This is a genomic window from Planctellipticum variicoloris, assembly GCF_030622045.1.
Classification (GTDB): Bacteria; Planctomycetota; Planctomycetia; order Planctomycetales; family Planctomycetaceae; genus Planctellipticum; species Planctellipticum variicoloris.
In genome coordinates this window covers 4,356,681-4,375,817 of the sequence record NZ_CP130886.1, presented here as the reverse complement: position 1 = coordinate 4,375,817, position 19,137 = coordinate 4,356,681, and the positions used below count along the sequence as shown (strand labels likewise).

Below are 19,137 nucleotides of genomic sequence, written 5' to 3'. Positions count from 1 at the left end.
GTGTCGTCCCACGAAAGGAGCTGCTCCCGCCAGCGGATATTTTTTGGGGAGGGGACGATTTCTCAACTTACGATGTCGACAGGGAAAACGCCAGCATCTCACTTGACGAACCTCGACAGCGGTGTACCTGCAGTTCAATTCCGGGAGTGATTCTGATGACTTTCCCGACTCGCCTGCCCGAAGGCGACTCCGCGAGCCGTGAAGTCCGCGGCGCCTCGACCGCTGTTGAATCCTCCTCGACGACTGGTCACGCGACCTGTCCTCAGTGCGGAGTGATGCCGGTTGCAGCGGAAGTCGAGATTTCCGAGTCCCGGCTCGCGAAACTCCGCTCCGTCGATGAGGTCCAACCCGTCAATCCCCCGCCAACCAAACCGCGACCGGGAATGTTCGCAGCGCGTCGGCGAGACGGAACTCGTGAGTGCCGGTCTGGCTGTCAGTCGGGAACTGGTGTGTCCTCCGCGTGAACAGATCTCGCAACGCAGAAATTGCTGTCGCATGGTCCCCTTCGCCGATCGTGGCTGGCAGAGTGACGGCGGTCTCCTGCCAGAGGTCGCCGATGGGAGGGGGGCCGCCGAATCCCGTCACTTTCACCGTGAGCCGGGGGACGATCACGATCGCCATTCGGCCCTGGTCCTGCCGGGCGAAAGCGACGACGCAGTCGGCGAAGGTCCCGGTCGTCTCCAGGGGGAGATAGTCCCCCGTCGTCAACAAGTCGCCGAACTGCCGCCGTGCCTGAATGCCGAGCAGCCCGACGAATCGCTTGATCCGCCCGTCGAGACGCGTCTCCAGCAGTCGTTGCGGCAATTCTGGCGACTGGCCGTCGTCCGCAGGCCGCGTCAGCCATTCGGCCGCGGCTGTGTCGCCCGTGGAGCGGTCCAGGTCGGCAGCCATCTCTGAGGTGAGCGCTGCAAGTTCCCGGCTGTGATTGGCGAAATCGACTGGCCGGCGATTGTCGGGGTCGACGAGCGTCAGATTCCAGGTTTCGGTCCCCTGGTAGAAGTCGGGTACGCCGGGGGCGGTGATCTTCAGCAGGAGCTGCGACAGCGAGTTCCAGCGGCCGTGCTCGGCCACTTTGCCGGCGAACTCGTGCAGGTCGCCGAGGAACGAACGACGGCGATCCGGGACGAACAGCTCCGCGACGAAGCGCTGGAAAGCGGCTTCATAGGCGTCGTCGGGGCTGATCCAGCTCGTGTGGACTTTGGCCTCCCGTTCGACCTTCAAGACGTATCGCTGAAGGCGATCGACAAGAGTGTCCCGTTCGTCGGCGGTCGGGAGGGAGTCGGGCCAGAGTCCGATCAGCGTCTGATACAGCAGGTACTCCGCATTGCGGCTGGGGGCTTCGTTCCCGTCGACTTCGGCTTTGAGCCGACGATGCGTCCGGCTCCAGCTCTGGACCTTCTCGCGCCACGTGCGGGGGATTTCGCTGAGGACGCTGATCCGCGCGCGAACGTCTTCGCTCCGCTTGGTGTCGTGGGTGGAGCTGGCGTTGAGGGAGTGCGACCAGCGGGGGAGGCGGGCCTGGTTGAATCGATGGAACGCGGTGATCGACGCTCCGAATGCGGCCGGTTCGCCGCCGACTTCGTTGAGCGAGACGAGCCGGTTGAAGCGGTAGAATGCGGTGTCCTCGACGGCCTTGGCCATGATCGGGCCGGAAAGCTGCTGGAATTTTCCTGCAAGCTGCTGCAGATCCTGGCGCTCTTCATCGTCGGAGTTGTCGCGATGGCGGAGCAGCAGGACGTCGCGGATGAAGTCGAAGATCACGCCGCTCATGGCGGGGTTGCGCCGCTTCGCCTTCGCCACGGCTCGTTCGATGTAGTGGACGTCCCGTTCGAGCAGCCGGTCCGGCTGCACGTAGGTCCGGTAGACGCTGAAGCAGGCGATGACTTCCTGCAGAGCACGAGTCAGGCTGCTGAGGGTGAAATCGCGAGTCCGGCGATTGCGCTCGGAGATCCGGTCGAGCCGATCGCCCAGGACGTTGAGCTCCCCCGCCATGCTCATTCGGACGATCAGCCGCTTGCACTGGTAGGCCAGCTCTTCAAAGTCGAGCGACTGTCCGGAAAATCGTTCGAAGAACGAAGACAGCGGCCGCAGTCCTGCGGGATCGACCAGCAGCCCGTTGCTGAGCGTCAGAAATTCGTAGCCGACCGTCCCGTGGACCGGCCAGTCTTCCGGGAGAGGTTCTTCCGGCGCGAGAATCTTTTCCACGACGACGAACAGCGGGCGAGCCAGGGGCGAGCCCGGAATCAGGACCGCGACGCGCCAGAGCTCCGCGAGCCGCTGCTCGAGCAACAGGCGGTCGTCTTCGGACAGAGGCGGCAGTCCCGACGCGAATTCCGAGAGTGCTGCGCGGCAGAGCCGCAGGTAGTGAGCTTCCTGGAGCTGGCAAAAATAGCGCCACGGATCATAGAGTCCGTCGGGATGGTCGATCCGCAGGCCGGTCACGGTTCCCTCGTCGAGCAGGTCGAAGAGGAGTCGGTGCGTATCGGCGAAGACGGGCGGAGACTCCGTGCAGAGCGCGGCGAGGTCGTTGATGTCGAAGAATCGTCGATAGTTGATTTCGTCCGATGCGACGCGCCAGTACGACAGCCGATAGGCCTGGTCCCGCAGCAGTTCGTCGAGCGTATCGAAGCTCCGCGGATCGTCCGCCCGGCCGTTGATCTGCTGCAGACTGTCGGCGACGAATGCGGTGATGTCGGGCGACCGGCTGACCAGTTCATGCAGTCGGCGCTTGATAATTTCTTTTTCTCGCCGGCGTTCCGCCAGCAGACCGACGTCGGTTTCGGTGCGTGGCGGCAGGTTGCGAATGGCCGTCAGGATGCTGAACAGCTCCAGAATCTCCTCGTGTTCAATTCCGAGTCTGACCTGCAGTTCGTCGATTCGCGGCGACAGAATCAGGCTGTAAGAACGCGGCGAGATCGGATAACGCTGATCGTAGTAGTCGAGCCAGAACGCGCCGTCTTCATAGGCCGCGACGAGCTGGCCGCTTTCCAGGACGGCGCCGTACTGGTCTCCCAGCACTGGCAGCAGCACCTTATTGGCCAGGTCGGGTTTCAGCGGCATCCAGTCGATGTCGAAGTACCCGGCAAAGGCCGAACTGGGGCCATTCTCCAGAACATCCTGCCACCAGGCATTTTGTTTTGGAGCGGTGGCCATGTGATTGGGCACGACGTCGGCAATCAGGCCCATGTTTCGCGACCGTAGCTCGGCGCGGAGCGTCCGCAGTTCGTCGAGCGTGCCAATCTCCGGATTGATCGTCGCGTGATTGACGATGTCATAGCCGTGCATGCTGCCGGGCCGGGCCTCCAGGAACGGCGACGCGTAGAGGTCGCTGATCCCCAGCGCGTGGAGATAGGGCACGATCGTCGTGATGTCGCGGAACGTACAGCCCTTGTGAAACTGCACGCGATACGTAGCCGTCGGCAGTCGGGCATGTTCCGTTCGCTCGGTGACCGCCGCGACGATCCGGTCGATCAGCGGGCGGAGATGAGTGTCCGGTTTCTGGCTCTTGTCTGCATCGTCGGTCGTCAAGCGTTGGTCTCCCGGGACACGGGGTAGTCGGCTGAGCCGAAGACGACGAACTCCCAGGGGGTGAGAGGCGCCTCTTCCGGAGCTGTCGAGTCTCCGCCTCCGCCGTATCGCGTTTCTTCGGAACGCAGCAGAACTCGGCACTCGGACCAGTCGGGTGGCGACCAGGCGGCGGGATCGCCGCCCAGGTGCAACGCCGCCCAGAGCCGGTGGCCCGAGTGTTGGATATCTCCCCGCTCGATCGCCAGCACGTTGCTGCGTTTCGTCTCAATGAGTGCGGCGCGCCGATGACGATAGTCTGCGAGCGCCGGTAGTGACTTGCGCAACCGCAACAAATCGCGGTACAGATTTCGCAAACCAGCCTGCACGGAACCGGCCGGCCAGCTCCAGGAAAGGATCGCGGATTCAAACGTGGCTGGTGCGCCGGGGTCGGGAAGTTCGCCGGTCCAGGCGAAGTCCGCAAACTCCTCGCGGCGTCCGCGCCGGACCGCCTCCAGGAGCCATTCGTCGCCGAAGTCGCAGAAGAACGGAAACGGATGCGTCTCTCCGTACTCTTCGCCCATGAACAGCATCGGCACGTACGGCGACAGGAGCAGCAGTCCTGCCGCCAGACGTTGCTGTGGCGGAGTGAGCAACGTCCCGAAACGATCGCCCAGGGCGCGATTGCCGACCTGGTCGTGGGTCTGAATGCTGATGACGAACCGGTCGCCCGGGTGGTCGCCCGCCGGCCTGCCGTGCGGGCGCTGCCGAAACGGGCTGAACCCGCCGTCATAGACGAAAACGTCGTTGATCGCCTTGACGACCTGCCGGGCCGGCGCGTCGAAGTCCAGGTAATAGCCGTCCCGTTCGCCGGTCAGCAGCGCGTGGACGCAGTGATGGAAATCGTCGCTCCACTGGCCGGCGAGGCCGTATCCGCCCTGGTCGGCGGGATCGAGCAACACGACATCGTTGAGATTGCTCTCGGCAAGAATCAGCACTTCGCGGTTCTGCTCGGCGGCAACTTCTGCTGCCGTCTTCTGGATGTCCGCCAGAATATGAACCGGGCTGGCGTCGCAAATGGCGTGGACTGCGTCGAGACGGAGTCCGTCGAGGTGGAATTCCCGCAGCCAGTAGCGCACGTTGTTGAGAACGAACCGCCGGACATGCTCCGAATCGGGACCATCATAGTTGAGAGCCTCTCCCCAGGGCGTGTCATACCGGTCGGTGAAGTAGGGGCCGAAGTCGCGGAGGTAATTGCCCTCCGGACCAAGATGGTTGTAGATCACGTCCAGGATGACTGCGAGCCCCTGCGCATGGCAGGCGTCGACCAGCCGCTGCAAGCCGTCCGGTCCTCCGTAGCTGTTCTGCGCCGCGTACCAGTAGACGCCGTCGTAGCCCCAGTCGCGCGTGCCGGGAAACTGACCCACGGGCATCAGTTCGATGGCGGTGACGCCGAGACCCACCAGGTCGGCCAGCCGCGGAATGACGTCGTCGAACGTGCCGCCTGGCGTGAAGGTGCCGACGTGCAGCTCGTAGATCGCCAGCGCAGAACGGGGCGGACATTTCCAGGCGGCGTCGGTCCAGCGGAACGCGTCCGGTCGCCAGACGGCGGACGGCGCATGCACGCCGTCGGGTTGCCACAGCGACGCCGGGTCGGGCCGTACGGGGCCGCCGTCGAGCCGAAATGCGTAGCGCTGCCCTGCGACGACGCCCGTCCGTTCGCAGGAATGGTAGCCGTCGACCGAACGAGTCATCGGCAGACGCAACGGTTCGGCGGCGTTGCCGTAGAGCAGAAGATCGACCTGCGCCGCTTTCGGCGCCCATAACGTCCACCGACAGTGGCCGCTCGCAGAGAGAGAGACGCCGCATGACGGAGTCAACATGGTTCTCCCTCATGTCCGGTACTGGAATGCGGCCCCGTTGACAGCCGGCACGATGCAGTTCCGATGCTCCCTTCGGCGTCACGTCCGACTGCGGAGTCTCGCCGGGCACTCGTCGCGTCGTGCCGTGCGCCGGTCAAGGCCGCGTGGTCGTCCCAAAGAGGTTCGCGAGCCGAGAGCATCTGGGAACGCCCTTCGTGCCGAGGACCGCAGGTCTCCCAGGACGCCCAGAAACCGGCGCGCTCATCGGGAAATGATCGAGAATGCCAGGACTTTACTCTGACCGCATCTGCTGGCGAGTTCAACCTCGGCGGTGGAATCCGATGCGAGCGGGCGCGAGAATCGCTCGAAGGCTTAGTCTCTGTGGCACATCGCTCGCGAGGCCGCGACATGACGATTCAGCCTCTCTTCCCTCGTTCCCAAGCTCCGCCAGGAAACGCCTCCCAGACGCCCCGCGCCCTCTTCGCCTTCCGTCCCCTCCTCCCCATCCACCATCCACGACCCACCAACCACTTCTTATGTGAATTCCGCGCAACAAACTCGCTATTTATGACGGGGACATAGGAGCATGCGCGTCGGCGGGCCACCGCCGGCGTTCCGGACGATTCCCGTCAAACCGGGCCTGATCAGGGCCCAGCGACGGGCTTTCCACCAGGAAAGTCCGAGGGGCGCACCCCGTGTGCGCACAGCCTCGACGTCGAGCTTTTCCCGTTCACCCGGCCAAACGACCGGCGAACCTGATCAAGTGCTTGAACCGCCGGGACTTCCACCGGCGCAACATCACCGCCAGACGGACTCCGGCGGGACGGCCGTAAGAAAGCCGACCCGCCGGAGCCGATCGCGGTACGTACGGCGGACGTCCTCGTCCGCCGCGGTAGGGCAGGCTCCCGCCTGCCGAATTACGCCATCTACTGCAAATCAACTCTCCCCCACCCCCGCCTTCTCCCCACTAACCACCAGCCACTAATCACTAGCCACGCCTCCCCTTTTGAGTGGCGTCAGCGGAGCTTTCCAGAGAGCCTCTCAGTCGCACGTTGCTCGCGAGGCCGCGTCATGACGATTTCCTCCCGCACTCCGGAAGGCCAGCCGCTGCGCTGCGACGTCTGCAGAGCAATGGCCGTCGTCGAAACCTCGCTGGATTCGGGAGACGCCACCTGCCCTGCGTGCGGGCAGCTCCTGTGGCGGGTGCGGAACCGTCTGGCCGCGGAACTCAATCTGCCGGAGGACGACATCACCCTCTCCGTGCAACTGCAGAATGAGCTGGGCGCCGACTCGCTGGATATCGTCGAACTGGTGATGGCCCTCGAAGACGAATTCGACCTCACAATTCCCGACGCAGAGTACGGGCAGTTGAGGACCGTGGGCGATGTGCTGCGGCTCTTGAGACGCTATCGTCATGACCGCGATGCCGGCTCGGCGTGAGCGGGCAGTTTTTCGATTCCTGAACGAGCCCGCCATCGTGCAACCACTCCGTCGCTGCTGGAACTGGCTGGTCGTGGACTGGCAATGGCCGTATGCCTCGTTGTTCGCCGCAATTGCGCTGCTGACCGTGGCGCCCCTGTGGTTCGCCGCCTCCGGGCTGGTCCTGGGGTGCGTGTTCCTGCAGCTTCCAATTTACCTGCTGCATCAATGGGAAGAGCACCGCGGCGACCGCTTCCGGCTCTATATCAACCGGGTGATCGGCGGGGGGCGTGAAGCCCTCACTCCGGCCGCCACGTTCTGGATCAACGCCCTCGGCGTCTGGGGCGTTGACCTGGTGGCGTTGTATCTGGCGGTCTTCGTCAATCCCGCGCTGGGGCTGATGGCCCTCTATCTGCCGTTGCTGAACTCTCTGGGCCACGTCGTCCCGGCGGTCATTCGCCGGGAATATAACCCCGGACTCTGGACGACGCTGGGCCTGTTCCTGCCGGTCAGCGGGGCCTGCGCCGTCGTGGTGGCGACAAACAGTCATGCCTGCTGGAGAGCGCAGATTCTCGGCCTCGGCGTGGCGTTCGCCGTGCATGCGGCGATCATCGTGCATGTTCGGCGAAGGCTCTCGCGGCCCGCGGACTCCCCTGCGAACGCGGCTTGAGAGTCGTCGCCGGGGCGAACGCCTCGCCCGCCAATGTCGGCCGGGACCCGTTTACGTGTCGCAGTCGATCCTGTATACGGGATTCCGGCTGGCGTTCGTCGACCTCCATCATTGCCAGGATGGTCCCATGATCTCGAGCATGGACTCCACTCGCCCCTCCGTTCGCCGATCCCGCTGGCGGCTGTGGGTCTCGCTCGGCGTATTTGTGCTGCTGGCGATCGCGGCGATCCCCGCGTGGCGTTACTACTGGCACACAGAATACCAGCGGCATCTGCGCACGATCAGCCGAAATCCGCGCGACAGCTACCATGAGCCGCCCCCGTGGTCGGTGCTGGCGTCGGTTCCCAAGTCGTTGCAGCCGATCGTTTCGCGATTGCGGACGGTGGATCTAACGTCGGACGACGCGCGGCCGATCACCGCGGAGGATCTGCGGCGGTTGAATCAGATCGTCCGCTATCGTCAATTCGGGTTGGGAATCGAGCGGCTGTGTCTGACGGATGCCCCGTGGCAGATCTGGGACGGTCTGTCTGAGTATGACGACCTCCTTTACTTGAAGCTTGACCGCTGCGAACTTCCGGTCGACGCAGGGAGCCGCCTGGCGCGGCTCGACGCCGTCAATGTCGTGGCGATCATCGGAGAACCTGACCATTACCCCGGCTGGGCAATGCGTGATCGCGAACGGCTGAATGCGCCGGGTGCCGACCAAGAGCTGTCTAATGAAATCAGAGAGTCGGAACGACGCCAGCGGGCCGGCATCGACAGCCTCTGGGACGTCCCCCAGCTCGAAGAACTGTTTCTGCGAATTCCCCGTCCGGTGACTCTCGCCGGGCATGATTTTCGCCGCCTGCGCGATCTGTACCAACTGACGCTGCACGCGAACGTCTCGCGCGAGGAATTGCTGACGCTGGCCGAGTTGCCAGCGCTGCGGTTGCTGGACCTGGGGGGCGCGCGCGTCGACTGGCAGGATCTCACGGTGGAGACGCTCGCCGACTGGCGCGAACGAATTGCAGAACTGTGTCAACGGCGTCCGGACATTGATGTAGTAACGCCGGGACTTCCGACGGAGGCGGCGCTCTTGCGCTGGCAGCAACAAGTCGGGCGAACTCGCAGGTTGAAGTCCAGCCGACAGATGCTCTGGCCCGTTGTGCCGGCCGAGAACCTGCCGCCGACGTTTATACCCGACGCCGAGTAGGGCCGGGCGCGCCCGGCCGAGACTCCGCGAGGAGCGTCACATGGACGAATCACGCAGGCTGGAAGCCGAGAAATCCCGCCGCAGCCGGCGGTGGCTCTGGAGGTCGCTGGGCGGACTCGTGCTGCTGGCCGTCGCGGCGATCCCCGCGTGGCGCTATTACTGGCACACCGAGTACCGCCGGCACCTGCAGGTGATCGGCCGCGATTCCCGCGACAGCTACCACGAGCCGCCGCCGTGGTCCGTTCTGACAGCGCTGCCAGACTCGCTCGTTCCGGTCGTTTCTCGTCTGCGGACGGTCGAACTCACTTCTGACTTCGGACGGCCGCTGACAGGCACCGACATCAGGCGGCTCAATCAGATTGTCCGCTATCGTCAATTCGGACTGGGAATCGAACGACTGCGTCTACGATACACATCTCCCTGCATCTGGGACGGACTCGATGATTGCCAGGATCTGCTCTATCTTCGGCTCAGCAATTGCCATCTGCCGGATGATGTCGGAAAACGGCTGCGGCGATTATTGGATCTAAATGCTCTCGAAATCGTAGGCAAGCCCAGGAAGCCGTTGGAATTCGACATCTGGACCGCAACCCAGGAGCAGTTCCGACGCAGTCGGGACGAGCAGAAACGTTTCGACGAAGAGGTCGGTCCGCGACAATTACAGGCGATCTCGAGTCTATGGTGTGCGACTCAATTGGAGGAACTCGTCATCGACTTGCCCATCGACCTGAAGCTGGCACGCGCGAGATTCCGCGATATGACGGAGCTGCATCATCTGGAACTGCGAGATCAAGTGCTACCGGAAGATCTGACTGCGTTCGCCGACATGCCGGCCTTGCGGACGCTCGATCTCCGGAGGATGGAGTGTAACCAATTGATACTGAATGCAGATTTCGTCGGGAACTGGCGTCGAAAACTAACAGAGTTAAATCATGCTCGCCCGGATCTGGAGGTGGTTCCGCCCAGATGGCCCGGGATGCTTATGCTGAAGTACCTCGAACGATACCAGGGTGAAGTGCGCAGTCGAGCGATCGTTCTGGAATCTGCCGCTTCTGACGATTGAGCGAAACGTGATTCGTCGATCCTGGAACCGTAGGAGGAGGACTGGGCGTACTCGGCGGGTCAGATTGCCCAACAAAAAAAACGCTCCCTCCGGTCCTGGGTCGGGAACCGGAGGGAGCGTTCGAGCGAGAGCCTGAGGTGTGGGGTCAGGCTCGATCGCCAGCGTCACTGCATTCGACTACTCGATCGATTCGCCGTCGGCGAAGTCTTCCGGCTTCTCCACGAACGTGTCGTGGCTGGCCTCCGAACCGAACAGGTAGAGCCGGCCCTTGTACCAGGCGGCATAGTCCAGCGTCCCTTCGACCACGTTCTTGTCGCGGAGCAGGGCCACGACGTCGGCGCCGTAGGCGGCCGGGGCGTAGCGGGTCGGGTTCTGTTCGAACTTGGCCCGGGACTCGATGTCCGAGAACAGGAACTTCTGACCGCGGTACATCGCTTCGTACCCCGGCTGAGCATCGACCAGCTCACGCTGATCGCGAAGCTTGACCGGGCAGAAGCCCTTCAGTCCGACCGTCCCGCTCCGTTCGCGGATCCGCTCCATCTTGCTCTTCGTGCTGTCGCCGTCGAGCTGGAGCTGCGGAACGGGCGTCAGGGCCGGAGCGTCCAGGGGCAGCGGCTGAGCGGCTTTCTCGGCGACTTTGACCTCGGTTTCCGATTTCGGGACGGGCTTGGCTTCCGCCTTTTCCTCCCGCGGGGCCAGCAGCGGATTCAGGTCGGAGAGTTTCGGGGCCGACAGCGGTACAGGGGCGACCGGTCCCAGTTCGACCGGCGCTTCGAATCCAGGAGCATCCTTCGTGGGAGCCGGAGTCGCGGGCTTCGCAGCGAGCTGTGGGACAGCCAGCGCGGGCTGGCTGTCGGACGACCTGCGGATCGGCAGTTTCAATTCGGGTTCGTCGTCGTTCAGCTCGGCCTCAAACGGATCCTCTTCTTCTTCGTTCTCCTCCATCGCCTCGTCCGACTGCGGAGCCGCAGCTTCCATTGGTGCGGGAAGCAGAATCGGCGCGCCATCCTCCCGCGGCGTCTCGGCCTTCAAAACCGGGGCCGGCTTTGCAGCCGTGAACTGCGTTGTGGGAGCTGTCTCCGGATCGGGCAGGGCCGGAGTCGTAGCGGCCAGGGCGGGCGCGGGCAGGGTCGGGGCTGGAGCAGCGAGCTCAGGAGCCGCGGTTGACTGCGGCGCAGCCGGGGCCGCAGCGACGGGCTTCGGAGCCGTCTTTCCGCGACCGTCGGCTTCGCTTTCGGACATTTCCGTGAAGGGATCTTCGAAGTCCCCGAGCGGATCGGCATTCGACGGGGTCGGAGCGGCCGCGGTTTCCGTGGCAGCGGCTTCGGGGAGTTTGACGGGTTCGTCCAGCGACGGCGGCAGTGACAAGGCCGGTCCCTGCTCGCGAGGCGCTGCAGCCGCGGGAATGCGCGGTCCGGCCATCGCGATCCGTGTTCGCGGTGCGACCGACGGGGTCGGCTCCGCGATAATCCGGAGCGGCTCTGCAAACTGCTCGGCGGTCGCGGCTGGTTCCGCTTTCACGACGGGCTGTGCTTTGGTCGTCGCGGCTGGCAGGAACGCCGGCGTTCCCAGGGTGGTCGGTTCCGTGGTCGTCGCCACCGTGAACGGCGCAGGGGCGGGCGGCAGGCCCGACTCCGGCGTCATCGGAAGCAGCGGAGCCGAACGGCGGGCTGCATTCAACGGCGCCGCGGCAGCGGTTGTCGCAGGGAGTCGTGCGGGCTGACCCGGCTGTTGCGGCAGCGGCCGCGGCACGTAGGTTGGCTGGCCCGCATACTGCGGCCGTTGCTGCGGCTGTGTCGCATAGGGTTGCCGGTACTGCGGCTGCGCGGGGACGTTCGGCCGGGCCTGATACTGCGGCTGGGGCCGGTACTGCTGAGCCGATGGCTGATACGGCTGCTGCGGCCGATACTGAGGCTGAACCGGCGGTTGGTACTGAGGCTGAACAGGCGGTTGATATTGCGGCTGAGGTTGAGCCTGCACCGGGACCTGAACCGTCGGTTGCGGCGGGGTGTCGTCGAACAGCCCCTCGACGACCGGCGGCGCAACCGGCGGCGCGGACTGCGGACTCGGCGCGGAAGCGTTGCTCAGCCCCGGCGCCTGCCTCCCGGCCGGAGTCGGCTTGGGACCTTTATCTCCGCTGCCGACGAGTTTCTTGAAGAATCCCGTGAAGCGATTGCCGCTCTGCTCTTCCGTCCGCTGCGCGACCGGACCCTGCTGCGCGGCGGGAGCCTGATGCGGACCCGAAGCGGCCGCTCCTGCGCCGCCGGGCTGGATCGGCGTCATCTGCAGGTTCATATTCGGCGCTTCCATGCCGTTCTGCTCGTAGATGATTTCGAGCTGGCGCTGGATATCGCTCTTCGGGGCGTTGGGATCGGCGCTGATCTGCACCGGCGCGGCCGGACGCATCGGATTGTTGCGCTGCGGATTGGTCGTGCCGGCGACCTGCTGGATCGGTCGGGCGGACTGTTGCGGTCCCAGGCGGGCGGGCGCCTGCAGCGCCGGCTTCGACGGCGCCTGCGCCTGGACGACGGGACTGATGGCGCCGGCAACGGCGGCGGCCCACAGCCACTGACGAAGGTCAAAACCTTGAAACAATTTCATGTCCGCTCTCTCCCTGGACCCAGAGTCCGCAGCGTCAGGCCGCGGCGCCAGTTCATCTGTCCCGCACGACTGCCCCACACACTTGCAGCCGTCGTGCAGCGACCCTGGCCCGGCAGCCGCACCGCACGATGGCGACCGGCCGCATTCCCACTGGCTGCGCGGCAGAATCCTCACGATCCGCGCCGCCGTGTGAACAGGAGAGAGAATCGTCCAGTTCGGCGGCGCGAATCTGTCGGTTCTAACGGCGATGCCGCAGAATCCGGCGTGCAGACCGTTGCGGGGCGCATCTTCCGAAAAGTCGTCAGGGTCGCGTCTGGCGGAAAAGTCTGCCACGGACCGCAGCACGTACCGCCTTCATTGACGCCTGCAGCAAGTCGGCCGAAGCATCTCGCCGACCGATCGCCGTCATGGTCGGTCGGGCGGCCTGATGCTGGACGGTCGCCGGACGGACGACTACGCTGCCCCGAACGGCCGGCGGTTGCCGGCCGGCTTCTTCATACCGCAAGGATGGTTCAGAAATGGCTGATTCACCGAACCCGGCCGGCCAGGCGACCGGGGCTGCTTCGACGATTGTGGTGCAACTGCCCGCTCCGCGGCCCTGGTCGACCTGGACCACCCGCATCCTGCTGGCGCTGCTGGGCCTGTCGGTGCTGGCCAACATTTCGATGTACAGCAGCTTTCAGGAGTATTTTCAGGCGCAGACGCCGCCCGCCGAGAGCTATCACTCGGGGAGCAAGACCAGCCGGGACAAACTCGTCATTCTGTCGATGACCGGCACCATCATGCCGCCGTTTACCGAACGCCTGATCAAGCAGATCGACAAGGCGCTCGAAGACGACGCCGTCAAAGGCATCCTGCTGTCGATCGACAGCGGCGGCGGATTCGTCGCGGACAGCCACCAGATCTACGCCCGCCTGAAGAAGCTCAGCGAGAAGAAGCCGGTCTTCGTTCAAATGAAGCGCATGGCGGCCTCGGGGGGATACTACATTGCGATGGGCGCCGGGACCCAGGGAAAGATCTTCGCCGAGCCGACCACCTGGACCGGATCGATCGGCGTCATTATTCCGCGGTACGACGTCAGCGAGCTGGCATCGAAGCTGGGAGTGGCGTCCGATCCATTAAAGACCGGGGAGTTCAAGGACGCTTTGAGCCCGTTTCATCCGCTCACGGAGAACGAGAAGAAGCTCTGGGAAAACATCCTCAATCAGTCGTTCGATCAGTTTCTGACCGTCATCGACGACAATCGGGACACGCTCACAACGGAGCAGGTCCGCAAGCTGGCCACGGGCGAGGTCTTCACGGCGAAGGACGCGAAGCAGAACGGACTGATCGACGAGATCGGCTTCGAAGAAGAGGCCCTGGCTGCCCTGCAGAAACAGCTCGGCCTGGCCGAGGCCCGTGTCGTGACTTACCACTCGCAGACCGGTCTGATCGATCTGATCGTCGGATCGGTGCAGACCCGGTCGGCGCCCGCCGGGCTCGAGCCCTGGCAGATGCTGCTCGAATCGAGCGTTCCCCGCGCCTACTATCTCTGCTCGTGGTGGCCCGCGATCCCGCAGTCGTAGGGCAGGCTCCCGCCCAATCTCGTTCGGCACGCTTTTTGCGCAGGCCGATTGAGATTGTAGTCTTTCTCCCTGCGGAGGGAGTGGCGATGGCGGAGAAGGGGCTGACGGAGGAGGAGCGGCGGGAGCTGATTGGTCCTTTGGCCGGGACCGTCCTGCTGCGGCGCATCTTTCCGCTGCTGCAACGATTGGCTCCCTGCGGGACAGAACGCGACACCGCTCGCAACCGGCAGCTGTTCTACAGCCAGTATGCCGCGCTCCTCCTGATCGGCTTCTTCAACCCCGTTCTCAAGTCCGCCCGGGCGCTCGTCGCAGCCTCGGGACTGAAAAAGGTCCAACAGCTCGCCGGCGGGCAAAAGGTCTCGGCCGGGGCCTTCTCCGAGGCCTCGTCCGTCTTCGATCCCTCGCTCCTGGAAGGACTCGTTCACGAACTCCGCCGCCAGTTCGCCCGGCATCAGTTCCGCGTGAGCCGCAGCGGTCGGCTGGGACGCCTTCCCAACCCGATCGTCGAACGTCTCGTCGCCGTCGACGGGACCGTGCTGTCGGCCTTGCCGCAGATCGCCGCCCGGCTGGGACGCGGTTCTCAAGGCCAGTGGCGGCTGCACACCCAGCTTCGCATTCACGACCAGAGGGTCGTGGCCTCGACCCTCACCGAGGAGCCGGCCAAAGGGCCGCACTCCGAGCGCGCCGTCACGCTCCAGCAGATCCAGGCCCGCGAACCGCAACCCGCCGGTGCGCCGGGAGACCTTTATATTCTGGACCGGGGCTATCGCTCGGCCGTGGTGTTCAACGAACTGGTCGAAGCCCGCTGCGACTACGTCTGCCGGCTCAATCGCGGGGACGGTCGCGTGGTCGAGGGACCGGTCAACGACGCGAACGGTCATGCGGTTCAACTCCCCGCGCTCACCGAAGCCGATCGCGCCGCGGGGGTCGTGGCGGATGAACTGATCGCGCTGGGCGGCGGCAGCGGAGCCAGTCCCGCAAGAACCAATCACGTCGTGCGGCGGATCACCGTCGAGCCAGTGCCCGGTCGACCAAGTTCGGCAAGGCAGGGGCGGCTTCGCAGCGACCAGACCGGGCGGGAAGGCCTGATCCTGGCCACGACGCTGCTGGATCTCCCGGCCGAACAGGTGGTGCTAATCTATGAATGCCGGTGGCAGATCGAGCTGTTCTTCCGGTTTCTGAAGCAGGTGCTGGGCTGCCAGCAACTGCTCTCGGCGAAGACGCGGGGCGTGGAGATCCAGCTCTACTGTTCGCTGCTCGCCGGGCTGCTCCTGGCCCTGGCGACGGGAGGCAACCTGTCGCGTCGAGCGTATGAAATGGTCTGTCTCTACATGACCGGCTGGGCCGACGACGAAGAACTCCTCGCCGCCTTCCCCCAGCCGCCATAGATTATGCAAGCACCGTGCCGAACGAGATTGGGCTCCCGCCTGCCGGCGCGTGTTCCCCATTCAAACCGAAAGCCCTGCGTCGTCACGTGCCGCTGGCGGCTCGCCCGCCAGCGCTGCTTCGACCGCCCTCGGCACATTCAGCGAATGTGCTCGTCGGCCGGCAGCACGCTCACGTCGACCCGCGTTCCGATCGGGGCCGTCGGCCACAGCCGGCCCGCCGGTTCGATCCGGACTTCCAGAAAGCTCTCCTGAGTCCGCGCTGCGGGCTGATCGGTCTGCGGCGGCAGTTCGCGGATCACGCCGACCCGTCGCTCACCCCCCGGAAACAGCAGGGCCACCTTCGAGCCGGCATGGAATTCGACGGCGGCTGTTGAAGGCACCTCGGCCACCAGAAAACGCCGTTCCGGATCGAGCAGATCCACGATTGTTTCGCCCGGCTGAATGATGTCGCCCGGCTGCCGTTGCGGCACCCCTACGATGCCATACGCCGGGCTGGCGATCTTGAGTCCCTCGCGCTGCTGCTGGATCGACTCCAGTTCCTCCCGGGCTCGCGTCAGCCGCTGTTGCGCCAGGTCGACGCCCGCTGACACCTTGATCTTGCTTTCGAGCTCCTTGCTGAGCGCCTGAATCTCGGCGATCCGCTGTTCGCACAGTCCGAGCTGGACCGAGAGAGCCTCCGCGGCCGTGGCGGCGGCATCTTCCCGGAGCATCGCCTGAACGCGCCCGTCGTCGGGAAAGCTGGCCTGCAGCAGCTTTCCGAACCCGCCGGGTTCTTCGGCCGTGGTCCACGACGACAATGCGTTCAACCGTTCCTGCCAGGCAATCTGCTCGACCTGTCGGCTGATCTTGTCCTGCAGAAATCCCGCCGCCTTGAGCTGCAGCTCAAACTGTTCAGCCTGCAGATCGCGTTGCCGCCACTGCAATTCGATGTCGGCGGCCGCCGTCACGCGTGCGACATCGGCCTCCAGCTCTTTGACGTCCTGTTCCTGCTGTCGGATCCGTGCATCCAGCCGGTCGTCCGAGACGACCACGAGCGTGTCGCCGGGGGAGACGTTCGTTCCGCTGGCCGCCGGCAATTCGACGATTCTCGCCGAGCGGCCCGCCGTGACGGAGATCGTGTGGGCGTGCAGCCGCCCCGTGAAGGCGGGGCGAGTTCGTCCGTCGAGCCAGGCGCTGATCCCCATCCCGCAGCAGCCCGCCACAAGCGCCAGCAGAATAAACCGGGAGGGAGAAACGAGACGCGGTGCGACGACCGGCGAAGTTGCTGGGGCGGCATTCGACATGGAGAGCTTCCAGTGCGACAGAAATGACGGGCGGTCCCGAAATGAGCGGACCGCGGAGTCTGAGAGTCGAATCGGCACGTCACGCCGCGAGACTTGCCGCAAGGTGCAACCGTTGCGACAAGAATCTCCCGATCATCGGACAGAGTCAGCCCAGCCCGCAGGGTTTAACGCGGAGCGGTTTCACGCGGGCGTTTCACGGCGTGCGGCAGGGCCAGACGCACCTGTCTTCGCGACATTCCTCTCGACCCGCCTCGACTTACACCAGTCCCCACTTTTTCCGCAGGAACCATTCCAGGCTCACGACTCCGACGAACGCCGCCAGGATCCACCAGCGGTCGTAGAGGGTGATGCTCGTCATTCGCGTCAGGTCTTCGAACCGCGTTTCCCGCAACGATTTCAGCCAGTCCGGCAGTTCCTCGCGCGTCAGAAGCTTGCCGCCGCTCAGGGAGCCCAGTTGCCGCAGCAGCTCGTAGTCGGCGGCCGGTTGATCGAGCTCCAGGTCCCGATCGTCGACGATGAATCGAGTCCACGCATCGAGTCCCACCGCCGTCTCGCCCTGCCGGGCGGAAACCTTCACCCAGTAATCTCCCGCCGCCCCGGCGGCGGCCCACGTCGCCGATGAACTTGATTCGCCTCGGCGCGGGGGGAGAGATTCCGGCTTTCCGTCCGGACCGGTCAGCTCGACGCGAAACGTGGCGTCCGGCAGCGGAACGCCATCGGCCGCCCGGGCGCCGAACGTCAGGTTCACCGGCGAGCCCGGCAAGACGTTCCGCGGATCGACCTTCACCCACACCGGCTGGCTGGTGTCTTCCTCCTTGTGCGCCAGCCAGACGATGACTTGCCGCCAGAATCGCTGATGTTCGGCCGGATGGCCTTGGGCAAACCACAGCCGCGTCGTGTCTCCCGCAAACGCAATCACGCGCGCTCGACCGACTTCGGTCGCCACCAGCAGCGGCTGCTGCTGAGCGGTCTCGGCCCAGACCTCGATCAGCGGATTGTCGCGCTTGGGCGACAGTCGAGTCGCGCCGTCGAGGGGCGGCAGCGACTGCCAGACCGCCGCATTCCGGTCGGGCGGCGCAAGCTGCATCACGTATCGCTTCGCTCCCAGTTCCGTTGGCAGCATCTGCACGCGGTCGGTGATCTGATCATTGGGGTCGGCCGCTCCTCGTCGACCTCCCCCCCGGTTCAGCTCTACCGGCAGGAAATCCGCCAGTGGCGTCGTGGCGTAGCCCCCCGCGGAGAAGTTCGAAAGCCCGCCGGTCATCATCAGGCCGGCGCCATCGTCCAGCCGGGCGGCGAGGGATCGCAGATTGTCGACTCCGAAGACGTCCGCCGGAACATCGCCGATAATGTAGATGTCGTAGGCATTCCGTTCGAACGCAGCAGGCGGTATCTGCGTGCGGTTGCGGAAGAGCTGCCCCCACACCTGGAAGTAGTCGAGCTGGATCTGCTCGGCTCCGTTGACCGTGCGGATCAGCTTCTGCTCGGCCCGCGGAGCGTCGAAATACGCGACCCGCAGCCCTCCTTGCCGCACCGTGATGACCGTCTGCCGCGTGTTGTTCCGCACCAGCAGTTCTCCATCGGCCGGGACCACTTCCACGGCGAGTTTCAACTCGCCCGACTGGTCGGGAATGAACGACAGCTCAACGGGAATGATCTGAACGGGCTGCGTGATCTCGACTTCGACCGTCGGACGCGCATTTCCGGAAGCGTGGGCAGGGACCAGCGTCCCCGATTCGCCCAGCCGCTTGCCGCTGCGATCTTCGATCAGCAACCGGACTTGGGCCTTCCGCCCCGCGGCTCCGAGTGCCCGCAGCCGGACCGTCACCGGGACCTGCTTCTTTTCGAAGACCACTGGGTCAACCAGCAGATCCTCCACCGCGAGGTCGAGCGTCGAATCGGACAACGCGGCGGTGCCGTAGCCCACCGGGTAGATCGGCGCCTGCAGCTCGCCCAGCTTGCGGGCCGCCAGCAGCGGATCATTGTCGAACGGCGGAATGGCCCGCTGCGCCCCGTCTGTCAGCAGCAGAACTCCCAGCGTTCGCCGATCCCGCGTCTCCCGCTGCAGAGCCTCCAGCGCAGCGCCAATGGCGGTGAAGTCCGCCGTTCCTTCCCGCAGGGCGGGATCGCGCGGAACGAGGTCCTTTCCAAACTCGAACTGACGGACTTCCAGCTTCTGTCCCCAGTCCTGGAAAGCCTTCTCCAGTTCCGCCAGATCCTCCCGGGAAGCCGTCCAGCGCGATTTGCCGCCGGGACCGTCGGCGGTGTTCATGCTCCGGCTGGCGTCCGCCAGGATCAGCAGTTGCGCCTTCCCTTCGGTGACTTCGGAAATCTGCAGCACCGGGCGGAACATCGCCCAGATCAGCAGGATCGCCGCCGTCAGCCGTAACCCCAGCAGAACCCGCTGTCGCCCCGGCGTCAGTCGCGACGCAACCGCCCGCTGCGTCACCAGCACGACGGCGACAAGCGCCGCTGCCGCCGCCAGGACGACCGGCCAGGACCACACAGGTTCGAGGGAAAAACTCATAAAACAGTGGCTAGTGGCTAGCGATAAGTGGCGAGTGAAAAGGAGACCGTGATCGGAGTCTGG

11 protein-coding genes are annotated in these 19,137 nt (G+C 64.9%); 6 read left to right on the top strand and 5 right to left on the bottom strand.

Features of this window, described 5'->3' with window-relative positions:
- Nucleotides 1-351 precede the first annotated feature (351 nt).
- Together treY and treZ are read right to left on the bottom strand one after the other, a co-directional pair.
- A complete protein-coding gene (gene treY, locus SH412_RS16975; RefSeq protein ID WP_336519208.1) occupies nt 352-3,528 on the bottom strand; it encodes a malto-oligosyltrehalose synthase in 3,177 nt (1,058 codons plus the stop codon).
- Nucleotides 3,525-5,387, bottom strand: coding sequence for a malto-oligosyltrehalose trehalohydrolase (gene treZ, locus SH412_RS16970; RefSeq protein ID WP_336519207.1), 1,863 nt, complete (start codon nt 5,385-5,387; stop codon nt 3,525-3,527). The genes treY and treZ overlap by 4 nt, the downstream gene beginning before the upstream one ends.
- Nucleotides 5,388-6,437: 1,050 nt before the next feature.
- On the opposite strand from treZ, the gene SH412_RS16965 reads away from it, so the two are divergent.
- The 4 genes from SH412_RS16965 to SH412_RS16950 are packed head-to-tail and all read left to right on the top strand — an operon-like array spanning nt 6,438 to nt 9,710.
- Nucleotides 6,438-6,806 (top strand): acyl carrier protein, encoded by a 369-nt coding sequence (locus SH412_RS16965; RefSeq protein ID WP_336519206.1) that lies wholly within the window; start codon nt 6,438-6,440, stop codon nt 6,804-6,806.
- A 37-nt stretch (nt 6,807-6,843) separates the two neighbouring features.
- On the top strand, nt 6,844-7,455 hold the full coding sequence (locus SH412_RS16960; protein ID WP_336519205.1) for an HXXEE domain-containing protein: 612 nt from the start codon (nt 6,844-6,846) through the stop codon (nt 7,453-7,455).
- A gap of 55 nt (nt 7,456-7,510) precedes the next feature.
- Nucleotides 7,511-8,647, top strand: coding sequence for a hypothetical protein (locus tag SH412_RS16955; protein ID WP_336519204.1), 1,137 nt, complete (start codon nt 7,511-7,513; stop codon nt 8,645-8,647).
- A gap of 40 nt (nt 8,648-8,687) precedes the next feature.
- Entirely contained in the window at nt 8,688-9,710 is a 1,023-nt protein-coding gene (locus tag SH412_RS16950; RefSeq protein WP_336519203.1) for a hypothetical protein, read from the top strand.
- 177 nt (nt 9,711-9,887) lie between these two features.
- Here the strand turns inward: SH412_RS16950 and SH412_RS16945 are convergent, their stop codons facing one another.
- The gene (locus tag SH412_RS16945; protein ID WP_336519202.1) at nt 9,888-12,311 is read right to left on the bottom strand and encodes a hypothetical protein; all 2,424 of its coding nucleotides are present in this window, start codon (nt 12,309-12,311) and stop codon (nt 9,888-9,890) included.
- A 518-nt stretch (nt 12,312-12,829) separates the two neighbouring features.
- Between SH412_RS16945 and sppA the strand changes: the two genes are divergently transcribed.
- Nucleotides 12,830-13,876 carry a signal peptide peptidase SppA gene (sppA, locus tag SH412_RS16940; RefSeq protein WP_336519201.1) on the top strand — a complete coding sequence of 349 codons (1,047 nt, stop codon included), beginning with the start codon at nt 12,830-12,832 and terminating at the stop codon, nt 13,874-13,876.
- An 86-nt stretch (nt 13,877-13,962) separates the two neighbouring features.
- Nucleotides 13,963-15,264: an IS4 family transposase gene (locus SH412_RS16935; RefSeq protein ID WP_419555790.1), complete on the top strand. Its 1,302-nt coding sequence runs from the start codon at nt 13,963-13,965 to the stop codon at nt 15,262-15,264.
- A gap of 137 nt (nt 15,265-15,401) precedes the next feature.
- On the opposite strand, the gene SH412_RS16930 is transcribed toward SH412_RS16935, so the two are convergent.
- Complete coding sequence (locus SH412_RS16930; RefSeq protein ID WP_336519200.1) at nt 15,402-16,547, bottom strand: HlyD family secretion protein; 1,146 nt, start codon at nt 16,545-16,547, stop codon at nt 15,402-15,404.
- Nucleotides 16,548-16,803: 256 nt separating this feature from the next.
- Nucleotides 16,804-19,074, bottom strand: a complete 2,271-nt coding sequence (locus SH412_RS16925; RefSeq protein WP_336519199.1) for a hypothetical protein — start codon at nt 19,072-19,074, stop codon at nt 16,804-16,806.
- Between the last annotated feature and the right edge of the window lie 63 nt (nt 19,075-19,137).

Excerpts from the sequence above, each read along its gene's own strand:
- treZ (WP_336519207.1), bottom strand. The coding sequence starts at position 5,387 with ATGTTGACTCCGTCATGCGGCGTCTCTCTCTCTGCGAGCGGCCACTGT.
- SH412_RS16965 (WP_336519206.1), top strand. The coding sequence starts at position 6,438 with ATGACGATTTCCTCCCGCACTCCGGAAGGCCAGCCGCTGCGCTGCGAC.
- SH412_RS16950 (WP_336519203.1), top strand. The coding sequence starts at position 8,688 with ATGGACGAATCACGCAGGCTGGAAGCCGAGAAATCCCGCCGCAGCCGG.
- SH412_RS16945 (WP_336519202.1), bottom strand. The coding sequence starts at position 12,311 with ATGAAATTGTTTCAAGGTTTTGACCTTCGTCAGTGGCTGTGGGCCGCC.
- sppA (WP_336519201.1), top strand. The coding sequence starts at position 12,830 with ATGGCTGATTCACCGAACCCGGCCGGCCAGGCGACCGGGGCTGCTTCG.
- SH412_RS16935 (WP_419555790.1), top strand. The coding sequence starts at position 13,963 with ATGGCGGAGAAGGGGCTGACGGAGGAGGAGCGGCGGGAGCTGATTGGT.
- SH412_RS16930 (WP_336519200.1), bottom strand. The coding sequence starts at position 16,547 with ATGTCGAATGCCGCCCCAGCAACTTCGCCGGTCGTCGCACCGCGTCTC.
- SH412_RS16925 (WP_336519199.1), bottom strand. The coding sequence starts at position 19,074 with ATGAGTTTTTCCCTCGAACCTGTGTGGTCCTGGCCGGTCGTCCTGGCG.